The following is a 22,995-nucleotide window of genomic DNA, read 5'->3' on the forward strand; positions in this document are numbered from 1 at the left end:
GGGCGTTCCTCGATCTCTTTCGGTTCGGATGGGGGTGGTCAGGGGTGGGTCAGCGGGAGGTGGGCAGGTGGTCGAAGCGGGGCCGGTCGCCGTCGCGCAGGCGTTGCCAGGCGCGCCGGTGGAGTTCGGCGGCCGGTGCGAACGGCACCGTCACGCCGAGCGCGGCCGTGCCGTCGGGTGCGAGGTCGAACAGGGCAACCTTCCAGCCCTCGATCGGTGCCTGCCCGCTGCCGCGCTCCAGCCACGGGCCGGGCAGGAACAGCGACCGGCCGGCCCGGGACCGGCTGGCCTCGACGACCAGGTCGGTGCCGGCCAGTTCGGCGCGGGCCGCCTTCAGCCGCGCCGGCTTCCAGCCGGTCCACTTCGCCGTGTTGCGGTCGGTCGGGTCCGGCATGGCCAGCAGCATCAGGTACACCGCCGCCGCGTCCGCGCCCAGGCCGTGCGCCCCGGCCACCTCGGCGACCAGGTCCGGCACCGACCGGGTCGGGTCCTGCGGCCACCAGGTGCCGTCCGCCGCCCGCGCGCCGCCGGCCGGCTCCCCCGGATCGCCGAGCAGCGCCACGAAGCGGGGGTCACGGACCAGGCGCAGCGCCACCTCCACCGGGTACGGCTTGGCGGCGTCCCCGCGCAGCGCCGGCAGGTACGGGTCCGTCCCGTCGGCGTCGAGCAGGTCCGGCCGCAGCGCCGGTGACGGCTGGCTGTCGTAGGTGGACAGGACGATGGCGCCGTAGCGTTCCCAGCCGGGGCCGGTCTCCGACGGGGTGCCCGCCACCTGCCGGAACGCGGGCAGGGAGACGTACTGGTCGAGGTCGAGCAGCAGGCCGGGGCTGGCCAGCCGGTTCCGGATCGCGTCCAACGCGGCGGGCAGCGCGGCCCGGCACGCGTCGCCGGCCGGCGTGTGGTGGGCGACCCAGGCCGCCAGGGCGACCGTGGAGCGCAGCACGTGACCGGTGAAGCCCGCCGCCCCTGCGTCGACCGGCCGGGCCCGGTCGCCCCTCATCTCGAAGGCCAGGTCGGTGCTCAGCTCGGCCGAACGGGCCGGGTCGAGCAGCGCCGGCAACGCCTTCGCCGGTGCCCAGCCGGTGCGGACCGCGCGCGTCGCCTCGGCGAGCAGGTGTTCGGGCACCACCACCCGGCGCCCCAGGGCGGCGTTCCACACCGCCGCGGCGGCGGCCACGTCCGGGCCCTCGGTCCACAGCCGGGCCGGTTCCTCCGGCAGCAGCGCCGAGACCACGGCCCGCCGCAACGTCGCCCTGGCCTCCCGCAGCACCCCGAACGCCAGCTTGACCTCCCCGACCTGCCTGATCCCGAGCGCCTTGCGCAGCTCGGCCGGCACCGTGTTCGCCGAGTCCGCGTACGGCAGGCCGGCCAGCACCAGCTTCGCGGCGGTGGGGGTGACGCCGGTCAGCTCGGCGAACTGTTCGGCCGCCTCCGGCCGCCAGGGCAGCGGGCCGCGCGCGGCCGACTCGGCGAGGAACCCGGCCAGCCAGCCGGCCGGCCGGCCGTCACCGACCGGTTCCGAGGAGTGCACCGTGTACGGCTCGGGCACGGCGAACACACCGGCCGGGTCGTGGTGCAGCGCGTCGAAGAAGTAGCCGGTGGCCGTACCGCTGGAGTTGAGGACGGCGACGAACGCCCCGTCGGGCAGCGGCAGGATGCCGGGTCTGGGGTAACGGCGCGAGCCGTCCGGGTTCTTCAGGTCGTCGTCGAGCAGGTGCAGCCTGCACCTGCGCCACCGCCCCGGCTCCGCCGTCGTGCTCAGGTCGAGCCCGTCCAGCTCGGTGAGCAGGGCCCGCAGCGTCTCCCGGTCCTCGTCCGGGGTGACCGCCGCGACGGCCCGGTAGGCGACGGCGGCGACGCCCCCGAGCAGGGACCACCAGTCCAGCGTGGACGGCAGCGACGGCCCGTCGAGGTGCAGCCGCACGGCGGAGTTGTTCCCGCCGGTGGCGGAGCCGTTCCCGCCCGTGGCGGAGCCGTTCCCGCCCGTGGCGGAGCGCCGGATGGTGAACGCCTGGAACTGGGTGAAGACGCCGGTCGCGGTGCCCGCGCCGTGGACCGAGCCGCGCAGGCCGTCCAGCGCCGCGCTGAGCTGCCGGTCGGTGGGTCCGGTCACGGTGGCCGTCGGCGCCACCGCGACCGGGGCGGACATCGACCTGGTGAGCCGCTCGGTCACCGAGTCCAGGTCGGTGCGGACCCGGGCGGCCAGCCGCAGCGCCCCGGCCACCCCGGCCAGCAGGGCGTCGTGGCTGAGCGCCGGCAGCGTCGAGCGGACCAGCTCGACCAGCGCGTCCGCCTCGTCCTCGTCGGCGGTCGCGCCGGTGGTGGCGGGGGCGGAGCCGGCGCCGACCGTGGCGGCGGGAACGGCGACGGGAAGGCCGGTGACGGCCTGGGTGGCCACGGTCGGCCCGGTCTGCGCCGCCGCGCGGGCCGCAGCCCGCGCCGCCTCTTCGGCCAGGACGGCGCGACGCTCGTCGAGGGCGACCTTCAGCAGTGCGGCGGCGGTCTCCCGGTCCATCCGGCGCAGGGCGGTGGAGCCGGCCGGGTCCCGGGGCAGCAGGTTGCCGAGGAACTGCCGGGCCGGCAGCGGAACCCGGCCGGAGCGGTAGTCCCGGCTGGACGGCGCTCCGACGGCGGCCGACACCACCCCGTCCGGGTCGACCAGGACGAGACCCTCGAGCACGGCCCGGGGCCGGTCGTCGCCGGGCAGCACCAGCGCCGCGATCGGCGCCTGGCCCGCGGCGACGGTGACGGTACGACCGGCCAGGTCCGTACCGCGTACCGAGCCGTCCGGCAGCGTGACCACCTGCCAGCCGAGCAGCCCGTCCACGGGTACGGCGGCCGGGGTGGCCCGCTCGGACAGGGCCGGCCGCAGCCAGCTGGACGGTTCCTGGAGGCGGCTCCCGTCGACCGGGAGGTCGGCCAGGAACCCGGGCAGGCCGCGCTGGCCATGGGTGTTGGCGACCGGGTCGTACTCGCGCCAGCCGTGGGTGTCGTCGTCCTCGCCGTGCCGGTACACCCAGTGTGAGGTGCCGTCGGTGATGACCGGCAGCTCGGACGGGACAGCGCTGTCACCGGCGTGCAGCACGCCGTCGCCGGTGGTCCGGCCGCCGCCGGCCAGCGGCAGGGTGATCTGCTTCCCGCGCGGCTGGCTGCCGTGGTGACGGCCCTGGATGGGCTGCGGTTCACCGGGCGACGAGTGCCAGTAGCCGCGCAGGTCGTAGTTGAGCGCCTTGGAACGCCAGTAGACCAGCAGCTGGCCGTCGACGTAGTGGTAGCCGGGCTGGCCCCACATGTCACCGGCCGGGATGCGCAGGTCGTGGCGGAGCACGATGCCCTCGGCGCCGATCACGCGCACCGTGGTCGGCCCGCCCAGGATCGCGTACGGCCAGGCCTCCAGCCGGATCACCTCGACCTGCCGGTCGCCGCCGGTCACCTCCTGCCAGGCCAGCTCCCAGTCCGGCCAGCCCAGCTCGTCGAGGATCCCGCCGCGCAGGCTGCCGGCGACGCGCTCGGCGAGGTCGACGCCGAGGGCCTGCCCGAGGTCGCCGCCCCGGCCGGGCTCGCCCGGTCCGTCCAGCTCGTCGGAGACCAGTCGCAGCGCCTCGACCGGGAGCCTGCCCAGCCAGTCCACCGACGCCGGCAGGTACGGCAGCCCGGCGGCGAACCGGTCGCGGATCCGGGCCCGCAGCCAGTCGATCAGCATCGGCCGGACGCCCGGCGTCTCGACCATCCGGCGCAGGGCGGCCTGCTGGTCGTCGAGCTGGTCGAGGCCCCGGCGCAGGGCACCGGTGAACCGGTCGTCGCCCGCCACGGCGAGCAGGTCGCGTTCTCCCCCGCGCTTGACCCAGTTCGCCAGGTCCAGGGCCTCGTGCTCCTTCGGCGCGGCCACCGGCAGGTCGAGGGCGAGCAGCAGGTCGAGCAGTTCCAGGTCCCCGTCCGCGCCGAGGGTCTCGCCGCTGTCGGCCAGCTCGACGCGCAGCCGGTCGGCCATCCGCTCGACGAGCGGGTACAGCTGCGGCAGCCGACGGCGGTGGTGGCCGGAGTTGGCCCGGCCCACGAAGCGGCGCAGCCAGCCGACGGAGCCGTCCTGCGGGCGGGCCGGGTCCGGCACGTCCGGGTCGGAGAGCCCGGCGAGCGCGCCGGTGTCGGTCAGCAGGGCCAGCCACGTGACCAGGTCGTCCCGGTCGGCGGGCATCAGGTCGAGCAGGCTGCCGCGGATCGCCGGGTCGCGCCCGGCCAGCGCCGTCACCGCCGGCAGGTGCGCCTTCCACCAGCCGGCCGGCGCCTCGGCGGCCACCGGCAACCGGAGCAGCTCGGTCAGGTAGGCCGCCTCGCGCTCGACGACGGCGGCCGCGCCGGCCTTACCGGCGGCCTTGGTGGCGGCCCGGACCAGCCGGTTCACCACGCCGGCCGACTGGGTGGACGGAACGACACCGGCGGTCGCGGCCCGCAGCGCCAGCCGGCAGAACCGCTCCAGCGCCTCGCCTGCCGGCAACTGGGCGGACAGTTCCTTGGCGTAGCCCGCCAACGCGGTCGCGGACACGACCTTGGCCGAGGCGAACTCCACGTAGACCTCGTCCAGCCGGTTCAGGTCGACCGGCAGGCCGTGCTGCGCCTCCGCCTTGCGCGCCTTGTTGAACAGCTGCGTCGCGTACGCGCCCTGCCCGGCGGCCAGGAACACCCGCGCCGCCTGCTCGAAGAACGTCGGCAGGAAGTGCGGCAGCGTGCGGGCGAGCCGGTCGGCGATGCTCTGGTGCCCGTCCAGGGCGGCCTTGGGCCGCGACCGCACCTGCTTGGCCAGCTTCTGCAACTCCGGCACCACCGCCAACGCGTGCCGGCCGTCCGCCGGGTGGTGCACCAGCACCCACTCCGGGAACGCCAGCGGCCGGCGGGGGCCCAGCCCGACGACGACCGGCTCGGCGCCCGGCGTCAGGCCGAGGAACTCGACGGCGATGTCCTCGCCCTCGCCCAGGGCGGCGTCGACCAGGCGGACCACCGGCCGGTCGCCGAGGACCGGGTGCCGGTAGGTGCGGGCGGTGAGGGGCACCGCCCGGTCGCCGGCCCCGGCGGTGTCGGCCGGCAGCACCGCGCCGGCGGTCAGCAGGCTCTCGACCGAGCCGTCGCCGGCGGTCGTCGTCATCCCGGTCACGCCTTGTTCCCCGTTCCGGTCACGGCGCCGGACAGGGCCGTCGCCATCCGCATTCCTTCCGACCAGGCCACCGGCCCGACCTCGGTCAACCGCAACGTCGGGCCGTCCACGGCCGACCAGGAGAGGTTGCCCAGGGTCGCCTCGGAGTCCCAGTAGTCCTCGTCGAACCACATGGCGGCCTCGACCGCGCGGCCGGCCTCCCAGACCCGGCACCTGATCTGCGAGCCGGAGACGCGGAAGCCGAGCGTCGCGGCCCGGGCGGCGAGCCGGTTGGGAACCGTGGTGCCGCGGAAGTCGGTGATGGTCGTGTCGCGCTGCTTCAGCTCGTCGGGCTTGCCCCAGGTGCCCCGGTGCAGTTGCTCGATCCGCTGGGTGACGTCCAGTTCGTCGGCGAACTCGCGCAGGTCGGGCAGGTCGGGCAGGCGCACCGGGTGCGGCAGCGTGGCGGTCGCCGGCGAGAGCCGGACGGTGTCCCCGTCGAGGTTGACCACGCGGAGGTCGCCGGTGTCGGTGACGTCGCGCAGGAAGCCGGGCTCGGCCGGGTCGTCCCCGAGGACCACGAGGTCGCGCAGCGCGTCCTGCCAGGCCGGGTCCGGCCAGACCCGGGCCAGCAGCCCCGTCGGCACCGGCAGCGAGGACACCACCCAGGCGTCGACCCGGGCCAGGCATTCGGCGGCGTGCCGGTCCAGCCACTGGGCGAGCTGGCGCAGCCGGTCCACCTCGGGGTCGTCGCGCAGCGTCTTCGGCAGCGTCTTCAGGGGACGGCCACCGGCGCGCGGGCCGGTGGACCGGGCCGCCACCTTTCCGTCCACGAGGGAGATCTCGTACGAGTCTCCCACCGGTAGCCAGGCCATCAGGAATACCCTCCGCAGTGGCAGAACAGCCAGATTTCGTGAGGAATCGGCCGTGATCGACAACGAGGGCACGCTAACAGTAGTGACCGACACGACAGCGACCCATCGGCCGAGCAGCCGAGGCGCGCGGTCAGCGGGACGAGCGGACGCGATCCGCGGAAGCCGCAGGTCCGGCCCGGCCGGGCGCGCCGCGAACGGTCAGTCGTGGCGCCGACGGGAGACGAGGCGATGATCTAGGTCACACCGGCCGGCCGACGTTGGCGCCCGCGTCGAACGTCGGCCGGATCGGGAGCGCGACCGGCGGCCGGCGGCGGGTGCGGCCCGGCGGCGCTCGGGCCGGATCACGACGTCGGCGCGCCGCCGTGGTGGTCGAGCACCTTGCCGAGCAACGCGACCAGGGCCTGCCGTTCGGTGGCCGACAGCGGGGCGAGCAGCTCGTCCTGCACGTCGTCGAGCGCGCGGTCCAGCCGCCGCAGCTGCCGCGCGCCCGCCTCGGTGCTGGTGACGATGTTGCGTCGGCGGTCCGTCGGGTCGGCGCTGCGCTCGACGAAGCCCGCCCCCTCCAGCTCGGTCACGGCCGCGACGACGTCGCTGCGGTCCATGCGGCAGCGCCGCCCCAGTTCCGCCTGACTCGCCGGACCGAACTCCCGCAACGCCGCGAGCACCCGGTAGTGGTAGCCCCGCGCGCCCGCGGTGGCGAACCCCTGGGCGACGAGCCGCCGCGCGTGCACCGCGGTCTGCGTGATCAGCCAGCTCGCCTTCGTCGCGAAACGATCCGGTGTCGGTTCCACGGGTGACCATGCTAACAGGCCGTTGGCGTCGCCAACGATCCTCCATATCGTTGGCGGCACCAACGACATGGAGGATCGAGATGTCACCCGTGACCGACCGCGCCGAGATCGTCGAACTCGTCGCCCGGCTCGCCCAGGCACTGGACGAGCGGCGCTTCGAGGACCTGCGGAGCGTCTACGCCCCGGACGCCGAGACCAGCAGCCCGCGCGGGGCCCTGCACGGCATCGACGACATCGTCGACGTCCTACGGCGGACCAGCCCTGCGGAGGAGTCGACCCAGCACCTCAACACCGACGTGGTGGTGGATCTCGACGGCGACCACGCCGAGGTCGGCACCCATCAGCTCGTGTACTTCTTCCGTCGCGGCGAGGCGCCACACCGGACCGCCGGTGTCCGGGCCAGCTACACCGCCATGCGTACGCCGACCGGCTGGCGCTTCGCGCGGGCCCGGATCTCTCCGCTCTGGCAGTACGTCTCGTGACCGCCGCGAAACGGACCGCCGGGCCGCCGGCGGCGGGACGGCCGGCGGCCCGGCGGCCGTCGAATACTCGGCTGCGCCCGACGCGGCCCGCCCCTAGGCTCCCGAGCTACGCGCCGGCAAGGGCGTGCCGTCGACAGCGGTCACACCGCCGATCGGAGATGCGCAGGAGATGACGAGTCAACTGTTCGCGCTCAGCTTCGATGCGAACCAACCCCTGCGGCTCGCCCGGTTCTGGTCCGGGGTGCTGGGCTGGGACCTGACCGACGACCCACCCGACGGTGTCGCACTGCTGCCCACCGACGACACCGGGTTCCGGATCCGCTTCCTGCCGACCGAGAGGCCGAAGGTCGGCCCGAACCCGATGCACTTCGACCTGACGAGCGCGTCCCTCGAGGACCAGCGGCAGACGGTGGCCCGGGCGCTGGAACTCGGCGCGAACCACATCGACATCGGCCAACGGCCCGAAGAGGGTCACGTCGTGCTCGCCGATCCCGACGGCAACGAGTTCTGCGTCATCGAGCCGGGCAACGACTTCCTCGCCGACTGCGGATTCGTCGGGGCGCTGGCCTGCGACGGCTCGCAGGAGGTCGGCTACTTCTGGAGCGAGGCGCTGGGGTGGCCCCTGGTCTGGGACCAGAACCAGGAGACCGCGATCCGTTCACCGCTCGGCGGCCCGAAGATCACGTGGGGTGGCCCACCGCTGGATCCGAAGACCGGCAAACAACGACTGCACTTCGACCTCGCTCCGCCTGCGGACGGCGATCAGCAGACGGAGGTCGACCGGCTGCTCTCCCTCGGGGCCACCCGGATCGACATCGGCCAGGGCGAGGTCAGCTGGGTGGTCATGGCCGACCCCGACGGCAACGAGTTCTGCGTGCTGACGCCCCGGTAGCCACCCCGCGACGCCGGTCGCCTTGTCGGCCGCCCGGACGACCGGGGATCGGCATGGTCAGCGGCTTTCGGCTGCCACCGTGCGCCGGGACGGCCGCGGTCGGCGGCCGTCCCGGCGGAACTGCCGGTTCAGCAGGTGGTGTTGCGGGCCGGAACCCAGCCGTCCACTGACGGGTACTCAGCGCCGTGGCCGTAGATCCAGGTGTCGTCGTCGACCGCCGAGACCTGACCGTGCCAGCGGAACCCGCGGCCGGCGGTCAGGGTGAGCAGCACGTGGCCGTGCGGATCGGTGCGCAGCCAGGTGTTCTCCCGGAGGTTGCAGACGATGCCCCACGCGTCGCTCGCCGAGGCCGGCGCGGCCACCACAGCCGTACCGGAGAAGACGACGGTCGCGACCGTCAGGATGTGCAGAAGGCGGCGTTTCACTCGTGTCCCTTCGACCGTGGATGATGACGGCCTCCGATTGTGGTCGATGGGTACGCCCACGACGCCACGGGGGCGGCGTGGGCGCACCGCTCGGCAGCCGCCCTCAGTGGAAGGAGTCGTAGAAGTCGTTCAGCACGTCGTGCACGTTGTCCCGGTCGAACTTCTCGATGCCCAGGATCAGGGCCAGCAGTTGCGCCCCGTCCTTGGGGATCTGGCACTTCGCCTCGGCGACGAGTTCGTCGAGCATCCAGTGCAGGAGCTGGGCGACGGGCGTCCGGGCGGCGAGGTCGGAGTTGATGGTGAACCGGATGGTGCCGTCCGCGTTGACGACCGTCGAGTGGTTCAGCACCTTCGGCTCGGCCCGCACCACCAGCCGTCCCTCCGCCCGCATCAGCGCCAACATGGCCGCGTGCAGCGCCTCCATGTACGCCCCGATCAACGGCGCGTACGCCCGGTCCTGCGGCAGGTCGGTGAGCACGAGAGCGACCGGCTTGGGCAGGTCGGTCCTGGTGAAGTCGAGGCGGGTGAAGTCGTAGGTGCGCACCCACGCGCGGGTGATGCGGGACGCGAGCACGGTGTGCAGCGAGTCCATCCGGGGCGCGGTGCGTCCCCGCATGGCGGCCACCTGCGCGTCGGTGGGGAACGGGCCGCCCTGGCCCAACGCCTCGCAGACGGTCTGCTCGAAGTTGGCGGCGTTCTGCAGGGCGACCTGGCCCTGCAGGTAGTAGGCGGCGTTGCGGTGGCGGTAGACGATGTCGACCGTCGGATTGTCCGCCAGGATGTGCGTGCCCTCGTGAGCGAGCGTGGCGGCGAGCTCCCACAGGTGCATCGTCCCGTCGAGCGCGGAGCGACCCACGTTGATGATGGCGGTGTCACCCTGACCGCTGGCCAGTGCGCCCATCCCGTCGGGCAACGACAGGTTGCACACGAATCCCGACCGTCGGCCGTCGGTGCGCTTGAGCACTGCCTGCAGGGCCGTGACCGTCTGCGCGAAACGCGCCTTGGCCACCGACGAGGTGGACCCGAACAGACGCGCGAACGCGGTGTTGACGGCGACGTGCGTGGGACTCGTGTCGTCGTTCATGACGTCGACGATCCTGGTCTTCAGTTCGTCCACGGCGGCGATGAGGTACGGATTGCCGACGGCGGAGGGCACGACCCCGTCGAGCGAGTCCTGCACCTCCTTGAACAGGGTGGCCGCCTGGTGCATCGTCGCGCCGCGCTCCGAGATCTGTTGCAGCCAGGTCCCGACGGCCAGGGCGGCGACCTTGTCGAGCCGGGCGGTCAACTGGTCGCGGCGCAGCCCTGCCGGCAGTGCCCCGACGATGGGGCGCAGCCGCTGGAGTTCGCAGGCCATCAGCACCCGGTAGGTCTGGAACACCTCGCGCCGGCCGAGATCGAGTGCCTTCCTGGTCGCTTCGTCGGGAAACGGGAACATGGGGAGGGCTCCTTCGCTCTGCCGGCCCGGCCCGGTCGGCCGAACGCCCGCAGAGAGGTAGCACCCGGAAGGCCGTGGCAGTCAGTAGCGCGTCGGTCATCGGACAGTGAGCGCGCCTGCCGCGCCACATCCGAGCGCTCTGCGGCTTTCGCCGGTTTGACGGCAACTCCCGCCATCTGACATCACCCGTCGGTGCCAGATGTATCTACTTGTGTCGATCGGACTCCGTAAGGATGTCCACCCGCCCACGCCACCACCTCGGGGCGAACGGCGATCCCCCATCATCGGGAGGAAATGTGTCTACCAGACTCGCAGGAAGAGCGCGCCGTTCGACGCTCGCCCTGCTCACCGGCGCGGCACTGGCGACGCTGTTGTCCGTCACCGCGGCCGGTGCCGCACCACTGGCCGGCGCGGACGGCCCCGCCACCACCGCGGCGGTCGACGTGTACATGAAGGACACCACCGCCGACGTGGGCCTCGAACCGCACGCGCTGAACCCGCTCTGGCAGAGCCCGGACATCAAGGTCTGCCACACCGCCATCGAGTGCGCGACCAGCCAGAACCCGATCGTCGGCCAGCGGAACTACATCTTCATCAAGCTGCGCAACCCCGGCCCGTACGGCGACAGCGTCATGGAGGAGGGCACGATCTGGGTCTACCGGACCACGCCCGGCGGCGGGGCGGCCTGGCCGGGCGCGTGGACGCAGATCGGGGCGATGGCGGTGCCGGTCTACCCGGGCGTCACCACGGTCACCATCCCGTGGGACAACGTGCCCGGCCCGGGTCACTTCTGCCTGCTGGCCCGCTGGGTCTCCGCCAACGACCCGATGACCTTCGAGGGACCGGACATCGGCGTCAACACCCGCAACAACAACAACATCGCCTGGCGCAACGTGGACTCGGTGGCGGTGACCGCCGGCGGCCTGGCGCAGATCCGGCCGTTCGCCATCGGCAACACGCTGACCCGGCCGGCCCGCAGCAGCGTGGTCTTCAGCCAGACCGGGGCACCGTTCCAGGCCGCCGGTGGCCGGCTCGTCGCCGACCTCGGACCGACCCTGTTCGAGCGCTGGACCAAGGGCGGGAAGGCCGGCAAGGGTGTCCGCGAGGTGGGCCGCAACCAGGTCGAGATCGTCGACATCGGCCAGGCCAGCCTGGACAACCTGGAGCTCAACCCCGGTGAGCGGCTCGCCTTCTCGCTCAGCTTCACGGCGACCGTGCCGACCCGGGAGCAGATGGCCGTCAACGTGACCCAGATCGGCCCGGACACCACCGGCGCCGCACGGGCCGACCTCGGCGGCGTGCGGTACGACATCACGGTGGCCCAGCGGGCCAAGTAACGCCCTCGAGGGGCAGGGACGGAGGTCGCGGACGGGCCCGCGACCTCCGTTCCACCCGTCCGGCCAATCTCCGGGCCGGCCCGGTCGTCCGCTCAGCGCAGGGTGACCCAGGCGGTCGCCACCGCGTACCCGGCGGTGCGGGCGCAGAACTGGACCGGACCGGCGGGCGGCACCCCCATCGAGAAGTAGCCGACCGCGTCCACCGGCACCTCCTCGTACGGGCCGACGGCGGTCCGGGCGGCGACCCGCCCGCCCCGGGCCGGTGAGAGCTGCCCGACGATGCCGGTCGGGGTCAGCTCGATCTCGACCACCACCGCACCGGCGCGGAACGTCAGTGTGCGGGCCGAGCCGGCGGAGCGGGTGGGGCCGGCCGGTTCCGGGTCGCAGACCGAGTCGAAGGTCAGCTCGGCGAGGGCCAGCTCGGCGTCGACGGTCCGCCAACTGAACGCGGCGAGGGCTGCGGCCAGGAACTCCTCCGGCACCGGGCCGGAGTCCCGCAGGGCGGCCCTCAACTCGGCCAGCAGGGCGTCGTCAGCGGCTGGCGGCCACGGCTCCATCCCGGTCACCTCCGCTCCCCTCGTCACCCGGGCGCGCCCTGAGGAAAGGGGCGAGTGCCGGACAGTTCCGCAGCTTGTGCAGGCACCGGGCCTGGCTCGGACCGACGCTACCCACCGGCATGCCCAACCGCGCGCCGATCTCGCGGTAGCTGACCGGCGGATCGGCCAGCAGCAGGGCCAGCAGGTCCCGGCAGCGCGGCGGCAACTGCGCGAACGCCTCCCGCAGCGCCTGCTGCCGCTCGGCGCGCAACAGGTCCTCGTCCGGGGTGACCGGGTCCACCAGCAGATGGGCGCCGACGTGCCGGTCGACCGAGTCGTCGTACGGGTCGAACGGCTGGGTCCGCCGGCCGAGGCGAAGCAGCCGGTAACACTCGCGTCGGGTGGTGGTGACCAGCCAGGCGGGCAGGGCGTTCGACTCCCGCAGCCGTCCCAGGTGCTCCACCGCGCGGAGCCAGACGGTCTGGTTCACGTCCGCCGCGTCGACCTGGTCGAGCCCGTGGGACCGGATCACCGAGAGCACCAGCGGGGTGTAGCGACGCACCAGTTCGCCCCACGCCCGCTCGTCACCGCAGGAGGCGGCGGCGACCAGCCCGACGGTGCTGCGCTCGCTCACCGGTACGACGCTCCGCGCGCCGGTGCCGACGACCTCACGCGACGAGTACGCCGTAGTCGGGATGCCAGCGGGGGCCGGCGACCAGTGCGGCCCGGGCCGCCTCCGCGCCGAGCCCGGCACTGGTCATCAGCGCGGCCAGCCGGCCGGCGACGTGGCCGGTGGCGAACGAGGTGCCGGTCCAGGCCGCGAAGCCGTCGAAGTACCGGATCGGCTGGCCCGGCAGTTGCAGCCGACCCCTGACGTAGGTGCTGGTCCGGTCCCCCAGGGCACAGGCGTCCACCCACGACCCGTAGCTGCTGTACGACGCCGGCACCGGGCCGGTGGCGCCGGCACTCACCGCGCCCACCGCCAGGACCCGGTCCAGGGCGGCCGGCCAGGCCCGCCGGCTGGTGCCGGCATTGCCCGCCGACGCCACCACCGCCCTGCCGGGCAGCCCGGCCAGGGCGTTGACCAGCGGAAGCGGAGGCTGGTCGTCCTGGGTGAAGTAGCCCAACGAGAGGTTGACGACCGACACCTGCGGGCCGAGCCGACCGAGGGCGGCGACCAGCATCTCCTCGTCGCCGACGCCGGTCGCGTTCAGCGCGGCCTCGGGATCGAGACGTACGCCCGGTGCGGCCTGCCGGACCACTCCGGCGACGAACGTGCCGTGGCCGCCCTGGAGTGCGAGCACGTCAGCGCCGACGTAGAGGGCGTCCTCGTCGTCGACCTCGGGAAGGTAGCTGCCGGCCAACCACTGCGGATGCCGGGAACCGGCCAGCCGCCAGATACCGGTGTCGCAGATCCCGACCGTCACCCCCGCCCCCTCACCCGCGCGCGCCGGATCCGGTGCGGGCAGGGCAGCGGCGACCCGGGGCGGGCCGCCCGGGTTGCCCATGATGTTGCCGAAGCCGAGCAGGGCGTGGTGCGGCTGGACCAGGGGCGCCGGCTGCCCGGGCCACTGCTTCGGGTCGCGGAGCCTGGTCACCACCGACGGGATGTCGGTCTCGGTGGCGAAGAGGAGTCGGGCGACCCCGCCGAAGCCGACGCCCTCGGTGACCGGGTGGCCGTAGCTGCGCAGCCGACCCACGACCCGCTGCACGTCCGGGTGGGCCACCAGCAACTGCCGGGGCCGGTAGAGGAACTCCCGGCCCGCGACGCCGTGGCGGCGCAGGTCGGGGTCGGCGGCCAGGGTCTCCAGGAAGACCCGCTGGTAGGTCTCGTCGGGCGACTCGCCGGCGGCGGCCGGCGCGCCGCGCCCGACGAGACCGAGCGGCGCCGCCGCGGCGGCCAGGGTGGACCAGGCCATGACCTGCCGGCGGGACAGCCCGGGCGGGCGCGACGCGAAAGAGTCGTCAGGCGGCACCGGTCCTCCAGGCGGTCGAAGATGCGTGGTCGGCGGCGGGCCGGGCAGCTACGGAAGCGCTCTCCGAGGCACCGGACGATTATTTCAAAGGATAGTCGGGTGTCAATTGATCGTCGGTCAGGCGACTGATGTCCGATCCGCCTCGATGCGATTGACCGGGGAGCGCGACTGCGGGATTCTTCTTGGCATGGCCGACAGCACCGATCCCGGTGCCGTCCAGGCCCAGGCCGCGCTCGACGCCGTCCAGCGCTACCCCCGCGAGGCGATCGCGATCGCCCGGCAGGTCCTCGCCGCCGGGCAGCCCGACGCCGACGAGCGGTCCACCGCCGAACGCGCCATCGGGCTGGCCCTGCGGGAACTCAACGACCTGCCGGGCGCCCTGCGGCACCTGCGCCGGGCGGTGCGGGTCACCGACTCGCCCCGGGCCCGGGCACTGGCCCGGATGAGCCTCGGGTACGTCCTGGCCAACGCCGGGCGCACCGGCGCGGCGCTTCACGCGGTGACCCTGGCACTGCCCCGACTGACCGGTGCCGACGCCGGCCGGGCCCGGATGCAGCGAGGCGTGGTGCTGCACTACCGGGGACGGTTCGACGAGGCGGTCCGGGACTACGGCATCGCGGTGGAGATCGCCCAGCGCGAGGGCGACCTGCTGCTGGAGGCGCGGGCGCGCAACAATCGTGGGCTGCTCAACGCCCACCGGGGCACCAGCCGGGACGCCGACGACGACCTGTTCCGCTCCGCGGCCATCTTCAGCCGGCTCGGGCTCGACCTGGCCGCCGCCGACGCCCGCTGGAACATCGGCATCGCCGCCGGCCAGCGCGGCGACGTCGCGGGCGCGCTGCGCAGCTTCGCCGCCGTCGGCGACGAGTACCGCCGGTTGTCGGTGCCCCGGCCGGCGCTGCTGTTGGACCGCTTCGAACTGCTGCTCTCCGTACCGCTGGTCGACGAGGCGGTCGAGGTCGCCACGTCCGCCGTGACGGAGCTGCGGCGGCGCGGCATGGCCTCGGATCTCGCCGAGGCGCTGCTGGCGCGGGCCCGGGCGGCGCTGCTCGCCGGTGACCTGGACACCGCCGCGACCGCCGCCGCCTCGGCCCGGGCCCGCTTCCGCCGCCAGGGACGCCGCATCTGGGCCGCCTTCGCCCGGCACGTCGAGCTGCGCGCCGAGTTCGCCCGGGGCACCCGGTCGACGGCCCTGCTCACCGCCATGGTGCGCACCGCCGGGCAGCTCGACGCCACCGGCTGGCCCTCGCCGGCACTGACCACCCGGATCGAGGCCGCCCGGCTGGCCGAGGCGATGGGCCGGCCCGACCGGGCGGCCGAGCTGCTGGCGGTGGCGGCCCGCGCGCACCGCCGGGGCACCGCGCCCCACCGGGCCCAGGGCTGGTACGCGCTCGCGCTGCGGCGCCGGCTCGACGGTGACCTGCGCGGGGCGGCCCGGGCCCTGCGCCGGGGGCTGGGGGTGCTCGACGGCCACCGGGCCTCCCTGGGCGCCACCGAACTGCGTGCGCACAGCGGAGCGTACGGGCACGAACTCGCCGCCGAGGGACTGGACATCGCCGTGCGCACCGGCACGCCCGCCCAGGTGCTGGCCTGGGCGGAACGCTGGCGGGCCAACGCCCTGCGGATGCGCGCGGTGCAGCCGCCGCAGGACCCCGAGCTGGCCGCCGCCCTGGCCGAGCTGCGGATGATCAGCACCGCCCTGGAGGACGCGCTGCTCGCCGGGCACCCCGGGTACGCGCTGCGGCGCAGCCAGGGCCGACTCGAACAGCGCATCCGCGAACTGGCCCGGGGCGCGCACGGCGGGGCCCGGGGCGCGCACGGCGGCGACCTGGTGGCGCCGCCCACGGTTGGCGCCCTCGCCGCCGCGCTCGGTGACGCCGTGCTGCTGGAGCTGGTGGCGCACGGGCCACGGCTGCGGGCGGTACTGGTCCGCGACGGCCGGACCAGCCTGCACGACCTCGGCCCGCTCGACGAGGCGCTGGGCCGGGCCCGCCTGCACCGGTTCGGCCTGCGCCGGCTGGTCACCACCGGCGACTCGGCCAGCGCCCGGGCCGGGGTCGAGTTCGCCACCACCGCGCTGGACCGGCAGCTCTTCGACCCGGTACGCCGGCTGCTGCGCGACCGGCCACTGGTGATCGTCCCGATCGCCGCACTGCACGCCGTACCCTGGTCGGGCCTGCCGACCTGCGCCGGCCGGCCGGTGACGGTGGCGCCCTCGGCGACGGTCTGGTTGCGCGCCGTCGGGCGGATCGTCCCGGCCGGCCCGCCGGTGCTGGTGGCCGGGCCCCGGCTGCCCGCCGCCGAGACCGAGGTACGTCAACTCGGCGCGGCCCTGCCCGGCTCCCGCCCCCTCACCGGCCGCGCCGCCACCGCCGACGCGGTCACCGACGCGCTGAACGGGGCCGGGCTGGCCCACATCGCCGCACACGGCGCCTTCCGCGCCGACAACCCGCTCTTCTCCACCCTCGAACTGGCCGACGGTCCGTTGACCGCGTACGAGTTGGAGCGGTTGACCCGCCCACCGGGCTGCGTGGTGCTCTCCGCCTGCGACTCCGGCCTCTCCGGCGTCCGGCCGGGCGACGAGGTGATGGGCTTCACCGCCGTGCTGCTGGCCCTGGGCACCCGCAGCCTGATCGCCGCCGTGTTGCCGGTCCCGGCCGACCTGACCACCGCGCTGATGCTGGACCTGCACCGGCGGATGCGTGCCGGTGCTCCGCCGGCGGTGGCGCTCGCCGAGGCCCAGGGCGCGTTCGACACCGCCGGTGGTGGTGCCGCCCATGCCACCGCCGCCGCCTTCGTCTGCTTCGGCGCCGGCTGAGAGAGGCAGTCGTACGCCTGCCGCGCGAAGACGGTCCCCTACTGCCGGGCGGTGAAGTCCTCGACGTGGTCGCGAGCCCACTGCGCGAACGTCAGTGCGGGCCGGCCCAGCAGATGCCGGACGGTGTCGGTGACCGGCTCGGGTTGCGTGATCATCGCCGCGTGGCCGGCGATGATCGCGGCGGCTACCCCCGTCGGCATCGTGGGGAACAGCTCGGCGGCGGCCTGCGCGGAGTCCATCTCCTCGTAACGCAGCGTCCGGCCGAGCGCGGCGCCGATCGCCGCGAGCTGCTCGACCTGCGTCAGTTGTTCGGGGCCGGTCAGGTGGTGGGCCGCGCGCTGGGGCCGGTTGTCCGTCAGCAGTCGCGCCGCCACCGCCCCGAGGTCCGCCTCGTGCACCAGGGCCCGTCTGGCCTGGGGAGCGAACCACCGCAGTACGTCCGACTGCTGGATCTGCGGCGCCCACGCCAGGGTGTTCGCGGCGAAGCCGCTGGAGCGCAGGAAGGCGTACTCGGCGGCCGATCCTGCGAGCAGGCCCTCCAGATGGGCGTGGGAGCCCAGGATGGTCCCGTCCGGCTCAGCGGCGTCGTCGGGGTCGTCCGGCACGCCGTGGGCGGACAGGTAGACGATGCGCCTGACCCGCTCGGCCAGCGTCGCCACCAACCGGCCTGCCGCCCGGTCGGCGGTGACCGACGGGAAGACGAGGAACAGCCCGTCCACATCGTCCAGCGCGGCGCTCAGGCTGTCGGGCGCGGCGAGATCACCGCCGACCACCTCCACCTGCGGCCCCAGGGCGCCCGATGCCCTCGCCGGATCGCGGGACAACACGCGCACCCGCACGCCCTCGGCCTCCACGAGCCGGGCGACGACCTGCCCGCCCACTCGCCCGGTCCCCCCGGTCACCAGTACCGTCCGCTGCACGCTCATACCAACCACGCCCTGATCCGCTCGACCGAAGCTGCCGTGTCGACGGTAGAAGTTGAAGTGGACTTGAGGGCAAGTGTCGGAGGACGGCCCACAGTGGTCGGCTGGGACTCCGGCAGCCCCGACGACCGTCCAGGCGGAGACCGCAGAGCCCGTGCGGGCGGGAGGTGCGTACGACGTCGGCGGCCCGGCGCGGGGAACCACCCGCGCCGGGCCGCCGGCCAGGTCAGCTCGCGGTGCAGGTGGGCGTGCCGGTCGGGCCGGTCCCGGTGCTCTGGAAGCCGAACTCGGTGGTGGCTCCGGCGGAGAGCCGGCCGTTGTAGTCGACGTTGCGGAACGTCACGGCGCCGCTGGTCCCGGTGGCGCGCGCGCTCCACGTGTTGGTGATCGTCGCGCCGCCCGGCAGGGTGAGGGCGACCGCCCAGCCGTTGAGCGCCGCGGCGCCTGCGGTGACGCGTACCGTGGCGACGAAGCCGCCGTTCCACGAGTTCAGCGACACCGTCGCGGCGCAGTCGCCGGACGGCGGCGGGGTGGTCGGGGGCGCCGTGGTGGGCGGCGGAGTGGTGCCGCCGTTCAGGGCTTCGAGCGTGGCGGTGTACGCGGGCTTCTTGTTGCCGCTGCCGTCGAAGAGCAGCGGGGTGCCGCTGGCCCGCCAGGAGTCCGTGTCCCGGATGCCCCACACGGTGATGCCGGTGCAGCGGGTCACGGCGAGGCAGTCGTTGACCACATTGCGGTACGCGGTGGCCTGGCTGTCGCCGGAGCCCTCGATGTCCAGCTCGGTGATCTGCACGTCGACGCCGAGCGCCGCGAAGCTGGACAGCGTGGTGCGGTAGTTGCCCGGGTAGGGCGAGGCGCTGTTGAAGTGCGACTGGAGGCCCACGCAGTCGATCGGCACGCCCCGGGTCTTGAAGTCGCGGACCATGTTGTAGACAGCCTGGGTCTTCGCGTGCGACCAGTCGTCGGTGTTGTAGTCGTTGTAGCACAGCTTCGCGGTCGGGTCGGCGGCGCGCGCGGCGCGGAACGCCACCTCGATCCAGTCGTTGCCGGTGCGTTGCAGGTTCGAGTCGCGGCGGGCCCCGCTGCCGCCGTCGGCGAACGCCTCGTTCACCACGTCCCAGGAGTGGATCTTGCCACGGTAGTAGGTCGCCACCTGGGTGACGTGGTTGACCATCGCCTGGCGCAGCGCGCTGCCGCTGAGGTTCTGCGCCCACCCCGGCTGCTGGGAGTGCCAGGCCAGGGCGTGGCCGCGCACCTGCATTCCGTTGGCACGGGCGTGGTTGACGATCCGGTCGGCGTTGGCGAAGGTGAACTGGCCCTGGGACGGCTCGGTGGCGTCCCACTTCATCTCGTTCTCCGGGGTGACCGAGGTGAACTCCCGGTTGAGGATCCCGACGTACGTGGCGTCGGAGAGCTTGTGGGCGGCGACCGCGGCGCCGAAGTAGCGCCCCTTCTCGGCGGCGGACGCCCCCAGGGTGGTGCCGGCGCTGGCGCCGGACGCCACCGCGACCGTCGCGGCGGCGACGGCGAGACCGACCACGGCCGACGCCAGCGCGACGCGTGGCCGCCGGCGGGTCACCGGGCGCCCGCTGGCACGGGCGAGCATGTTGTCCATGGCAGAGCCTTTCGATGAGCCGAATGGATGAGAAGACCGCCTCGGCAACCGCCCGCCACGGCGTGGGGCCGGTGGAGTGGTCGCCCGGAGACCACGCCGCCGTCAGCATCCTCGACACCGTGAGTTGATCGAAGCCCTTCCATCGGACCGTATCGGAACATGTCCGGAACCTCAACGCCCGGTTATCGGATTCTTTCGATAGTCGCATGCCGCATCGTCACCTCGGAAAGGCTCACAGGCTGCCCGCGAGTCGGGCCGGCGTCGATCGGAGCACCGGAAGTTTCGGAGGTCAGGATCCGCGGCGCAGGACGTCGACCAGGGCGGCCGACTCGATGGTGGACGGTCGGTCGCTGACCTGCCCGTCCCCGAGTTCGACGATCCGCCAGACGCCGTCCGCGCGCAGTGCCAGGTCCACGGTCACGAACGGCAGCCCCAGCGCCGCCACCGCACCGCTCACCGGGCCCGCGTCGAACGCCTCCGGCGGCGTGTCGTGCGGACTGTCGGGGTGGGCGCCGACGAGGACGCAGACGCCGTCGACCCACCACGTGCGGACCTCGGCGGTGGTGAACCGCTCGAACCGGCGCAGGACCAGGCCGCCGACGAGATCGTCGCCGCGCAGGTCGAGAAAGCGGCTGGCGACCCGCCAGGCGGCGTCGCCGTCGTCGAGATCCGGGATGAACGCCGCCTCGTGCCAGTGGTGCTTCATCGACTTGGTGAAGTCGCGCAGCACCGCCGCCCCGCCCCCGAGCGCGCGCCTCGCCCGGTCGAACTCGGCACGCTCGGTGCCGACCGTCCACGCCGAGCGTGGCGTCAGCTCGACCAGGTCCGGGTACCAGCCCGGCAGCTCGTGGGCGCGCCGGTACTGTTCGCCGCTCGTCCGCAGGTCGACGCCCCGTCGGGCCAACGCGTCCGCGAAGGCGGCGTACTGCTCGCTGCGCAGCATCCAGCCGCGGTAGACCGCGGCGCCCTCGGTCGTCACCCGCGACACCGCCCGTGACACGTCGCCACGGGTCAACGCCTCGTGGTCGACGACGGCGACCTCGACGCCGGCCTCCCGGGCGGCGCGTGCCTCCGGCGCGAAGTGGGCGTCCGGGTGGCGCGGTCGTAGCGGGTCCGAGGCGACGATCAGGAGCACGGGTGCATGCTGCCTCATCGGCGCTGACGATGCGAGCGCCGATGGGGCAGCGCGGGACCGGCCGGCGGCAATCCGCGCGTTCCCGCGGAAGTCGGTCCCCGCTCCTATGCTGAGCCGATGGACCTGGAGTTCGATGGTGAGCTGTGGTTCTGGCGAGGCCCTGCGCCGTGGCACTTCGTCACCGTCCCCGAGGACGGCTGCCAGGAGTTGGCCGCGCGATCCGCGGGCGTGAGCTACGGCTGGGGCATGATCCCGGTCGCGGCCCGGATCGGGAAGACCGGCTGGAGCACGTCGCTGTTTCCCAAGGACGGGCGCTACATCGTGCCGGTGAAGGCGGCCGTGCGACGGGCCGAGGGGCTGGCGGTGGGAGACACGGTGACGGTCCGGCTCATCGTCGACGGGTGACCGGCCCACCCCCCGAACAGCGCGGCCGGCGCAGTGCCCCACGAGATTCCACCCTGATCGCGGCGGCGCAGCAGTAGCGCCGGGGCGGATCGACAGGGTAGAAACATGCCAACCCTTCTTTCACGGCGTGATAGAAGTCGCGATGGCGAGAGAGCGCTCTCACGAAGGCGCCGTCCCCCGCCGCCGCCCCATGAGGCAGGTCGACGACGACCGCGAGCCGGCCATCGGCGCGCCCACCCGCGCCGTGCCGGAACACCTCCCCCACCACGTCGCCAGCCCGGTGCCCGCGCCCGGCCGGCGGAGAGGACGAACGATGAGAGTGCAGTCCCCCGACGCGCGACGGCGGCTCCGCCGGACGCTCGCCCTCGGCCTGGTGCTGACGGCCGTCGCCAGCACCACCGGCACGGCCGCCGCCGCCGGACCGGCCCGGCACGGCGCCCCGGACTTCGGACCCAACGTGACGATCTTCGACCCCGACACACCGGTCGCCGAGATCCAGGCGACCCTCGACGCGGCGCACGCCCGGCAGGTCGACGCCGAGATGGGCACCGCGCGGCACGCGTACCTCTTCAAGCCCGGCAGCTACGGTACGGACACGCAGCCCCTGCACGTGAAGGTCGGCTACTACACCGAGGTCTCCGGCCTGGGTGCCTCCCCCACCGACGTCACCGTCAACGGCAAGATCGAGACCTACAACCGCTGCCTCGAGGGCGGCGGGACCGGCAACTGCATCGCCCTGGTCAACTTCTGGCGCACCCTGTCCAACCTGTCGCTGTCCGTCAACGCCACCGGCCAGGACGACTGCCGCTCCTCGGCGAACTTCTGGGCGGTCTCCCAGGCGGTCTCCATGCGCCGTCTCGACATCAGCGGCGGCGGCCTGTCCCTGATGGACTACTGCACCGCCGGCCCGCAGTACGCCAGCGGCGGCTTCATCGCCGACTCCCGGCTGCCCGCCACCACCAACGGCTCCCAGCAGCAGTGGCTGACCCGCAACAGCGAGGTCGAGAGCTGGTCCAACGCGGTGTGGAACCAGGTCTTCGCGGGCACCGTGGGCGCCCCCGACGACGCCGACTTCCCCGACCCGCCGTACACCACGCTGGACACCACGCCCCTGAGCAGGGAGAAGCCGTACCTGTTCGTCGACGACCGGGGCCGCTACCAGGTCCGCGTCCCCGCCGTCCGGCGTGACAGCCGGGGCATCTCCTGGGGCGACGGCATGACGCCGGGGCGCACCATCGGCATCCGGGACTTCTTCATCGCCAAGCCGTCCGATCCGGTGCACGTCATCAACAGCCAGCTCGCCCGCGGCAAGCACCTGCTGCTCACCCCCGGCGTGTACGACATCGCCCGCAGCATCGAGGTCCGGCGGCCCGACACCGTGGTCCTCGGCATCGGGCACGCCACGCTGACCGCCGTGAACGGCGCCGTACCGCTGGACGTCGCCGGCGTGCCCGGCGTCGTCGTCGCCGGGGTGACCGTCAACGCCGGCCTGACCGAGTCGCCGGTGCTGCTGCGGGTGGGGCGCGAGCACGGCCGTAACGCCAGCACCCCGCGCAACCCGATCACGCTCGCCGACGTGTACTTCCGCGTCGGCGGGCCGCACATCGGCAGGACGCACACCGCGCTGGAGGTCAACGCCGACCACGTCCTGATCGACCACACCTGGGTATGGCGCGGGGACCACGGCGTCGAGGGCTTCACCGAGGGCGTCAACGGCGACACCGACCGCTGGCGGACCAACACCGGTCGCTACGGCGCCGTCATCAACGGCGACCACGTGACGGCCACCGGCCTGTTCGTCGAGCACTTCCAGCGGTACAACACGGTCTGGAACGGTGAGCACGGCACGACGATCCTCTACCAGAACGAGCTGCCGTACGACCCGCCGACGCAGGCCGACTGGATGAACGGCGCCGTCGAGGGCTGGGCCGGGTACAAGGTCGGCGCCCGGGTGCGCCACCACACGCTGCACGGCGGCGGGGTGTACGTGTTCAACCAGAACAACCCGTCGATCCGCACCGAGAACGGCTTCGAGGTCCCTGTCGCCCCGGGCGTCAGGCTGCACCACGTCATGACCGTGAACCTGAGCGCCGGCACGATCGACCACGTGGTCAACGGCGTGGGCGCGGCGGCCGACACGACGCGGGTCGGCGAGCCCGTCTACGTCACGCGGTATCCCGCTGGGTAACCCCTGCGCGAGTCCGGGTCGGACGGGGCGCGCA

At 73.8% G+C, this 22,995-nt stretch carries 17 protein-coding genes; 6 read left to right on the top strand and 11 right to left on the bottom strand.

Translation table 11 applies throughout. The annotated features are described in order from the left end of the window. Positions 1-49: 49 nt before the first annotated feature. From EV374_RS20590 to EV374_RS20600, 3 genes are all read right to left on the bottom strand, one after another. The gene (locus EV374_RS20590; RefSeq protein WP_132237801.1) at positions 50-5,140 is read right to left on the bottom strand and encodes a DNA-binding protein; all 5,091 of its coding nucleotides are present in this window, start codon (positions 5,138-5,140) and stop codon (positions 50-52) included. Positions 5,141-5,145: 5 nt separating this feature from the next. Next, on the bottom strand, positions 5,146-6,003 hold the full coding sequence (locus EV374_RS20595; RefSeq protein ID WP_132237803.1) for a DUF4132 domain-containing protein: 858 nt from the start codon (positions 6,001-6,003) through the stop codon (positions 5,146-5,148). Positions 6,004-6,344: 341 nt separating this feature from the next. Then, positions 6,345-6,794: a MarR family transcriptional regulator gene (locus tag EV374_RS20600; RefSeq protein WP_132237805.1), complete on the bottom strand. Its 450-nt coding sequence runs from the start codon at positions 6,792-6,794 to the stop codon at positions 6,345-6,347. Positions 6,795-6,874: 80 nt separating this feature from the next. On the opposite strand from EV374_RS20600, the gene EV374_RS20605 reads away from it, so the two are divergent. Both EV374_RS20605 and EV374_RS20610 read left to right on the top strand, forming a co-directional pair. Then, the gene (locus tag EV374_RS20605; protein WP_165947851.1) at positions 6,875-7,276 is read left to right on the top strand and encodes a nuclear transport factor 2 family protein; all 402 of its coding nucleotides are present in this window, start codon (positions 6,875-6,877) and stop codon (positions 7,274-7,276) included. 169 nt (positions 7,277-7,445) lie between these two features. Next, positions 7,446-8,168, top strand: coding sequence for a VOC family protein (locus EV374_RS20610; protein ID WP_132237809.1), 723 nt, complete (start codon positions 7,446-7,448; stop codon positions 8,166-8,168). A gap of 128 nt (positions 8,169-8,296) precedes the next feature. Here EV374_RS20610 and EV374_RS20615 read toward each other — a convergent pair whose 3' ends face one another. Then, positions 8,297-8,593, bottom strand: coding sequence for a hypothetical protein (locus EV374_RS20615; RefSeq protein WP_132237811.1), 297 nt, complete (start codon positions 8,591-8,593; stop codon positions 8,297-8,299). Positions 8,594-8,696: 103 nt separating this feature from the next. Then, entirely contained in the window at positions 8,697-10,031 is a 1,335-nt protein-coding gene (locus EV374_RS20620) for a M35 family metalloendopeptidase (protein WP_132237813.1), read from the bottom strand. A gap of 296 nt (positions 10,032-10,327) precedes the next feature. On the opposite strand from EV374_RS20620, the gene EV374_RS20625 reads away from it, so the two are divergent. Continuing rightward, entirely contained in the window at positions 10,328-11,368 is a 1,041-nt protein-coding gene (locus EV374_RS20625) for a hypothetical protein (RefSeq protein WP_132237815.1), read from the top strand. Between the two features lie 92 nt (positions 11,369-11,460). Here EV374_RS20625 and EV374_RS20630 read toward each other — a convergent pair whose 3' ends face one another. Genes EV374_RS20630 through EV374_RS20640 form a run of 3 tightly spaced genes read right to left on the bottom strand, consistent with a single transcriptional unit; the run spans position 11,461 to position 13,880 of the window. After that, positions 11,461-11,925 (bottom strand): hypothetical protein, encoded by a 465-nt coding sequence (locus tag EV374_RS20630; RefSeq protein ID WP_132238096.1) that lies wholly within the window; start codon positions 11,923-11,925, stop codon positions 11,461-11,463. Further along, complete coding sequence (locus EV374_RS20635; protein WP_132237817.1) at positions 11,900-12,538, bottom strand: RNA polymerase sigma factor; 639 nt, start codon at positions 12,536-12,538, stop codon at positions 11,900-11,902. Before EV374_RS20635 ends, EV374_RS20630 begins: the two co-directional genes overlap by 26 nt. Positions 12,539-12,572: 34 nt before the next feature. After that, a complete protein-coding gene (locus tag EV374_RS20640; RefSeq protein WP_486485875.1) occupies positions 12,573-13,880 on the bottom strand; it encodes a S8/S53 family peptidase in 1,308 nt (435 codons plus the stop codon). Positions 13,881-14,067: 187 nt separating this feature from the next. On the opposite strand from EV374_RS20640, the gene EV374_RS20645 reads away from it, so the two are divergent. Further along, a complete protein-coding gene (locus EV374_RS20645) occupies positions 14,068-16,698 on the top strand; it encodes a CHAT domain-containing tetratricopeptide repeat protein (protein WP_132237819.1) in 2,631 nt (876 codons plus the stop codon). Between the two features lie 38 nt (positions 16,699-16,736). On the opposite strand, the gene EV374_RS20650 is transcribed toward EV374_RS20645, so the two are convergent. From EV374_RS20650 to EV374_RS20660, 3 genes are all read right to left on the bottom strand, one after another. Beyond that, complete coding sequence (locus EV374_RS20650; RefSeq protein WP_132237821.1) at positions 16,737-17,624, bottom strand: NmrA family NAD(P)-binding protein; 888 nt, start codon at positions 17,622-17,624, stop codon at positions 16,737-16,739. A 223-nt stretch (positions 17,625-17,847) separates the two neighbouring features. Then, entirely contained in the window at positions 17,848-19,233 is a 1,386-nt protein-coding gene (locus EV374_RS20655) for a glycoside hydrolase family 10 protein (RefSeq protein ID WP_132237823.1), read from the bottom strand. A gap of 289 nt (positions 19,234-19,522) precedes the next feature. Further along, positions 19,523-20,386, bottom strand: coding sequence for an ATP-grasp domain-containing protein (locus EV374_RS20660; RefSeq protein WP_132237826.1), 864 nt, complete (start codon positions 20,384-20,386; stop codon positions 19,523-19,525). A 99-nt stretch (positions 20,387-20,485) separates the two neighbouring features. On the opposite strand from EV374_RS20660, the gene EV374_RS20665 reads away from it, so the two are divergent. After that, positions 20,486-20,773, top strand: coding sequence for a DUF1905 domain-containing protein (locus EV374_RS20665; protein WP_132237828.1), 288 nt, complete (start codon positions 20,486-20,488; stop codon positions 20,771-20,773). Between the two features lie 313 nt (positions 20,774-21,086). Then, the gene (locus EV374_RS20670; protein ID WP_132237830.1) at positions 21,087-22,961 is read left to right on the top strand and encodes an adenylyl cyclase; all 1,875 of its coding nucleotides are present in this window, start codon (positions 21,087-21,089) and stop codon (positions 22,959-22,961) included. Positions 22,962-22,995 lie beyond the last annotated feature (34 nt).

This window comes from Micromonospora sp. CNZ303 (assembly GCF_004345505.1).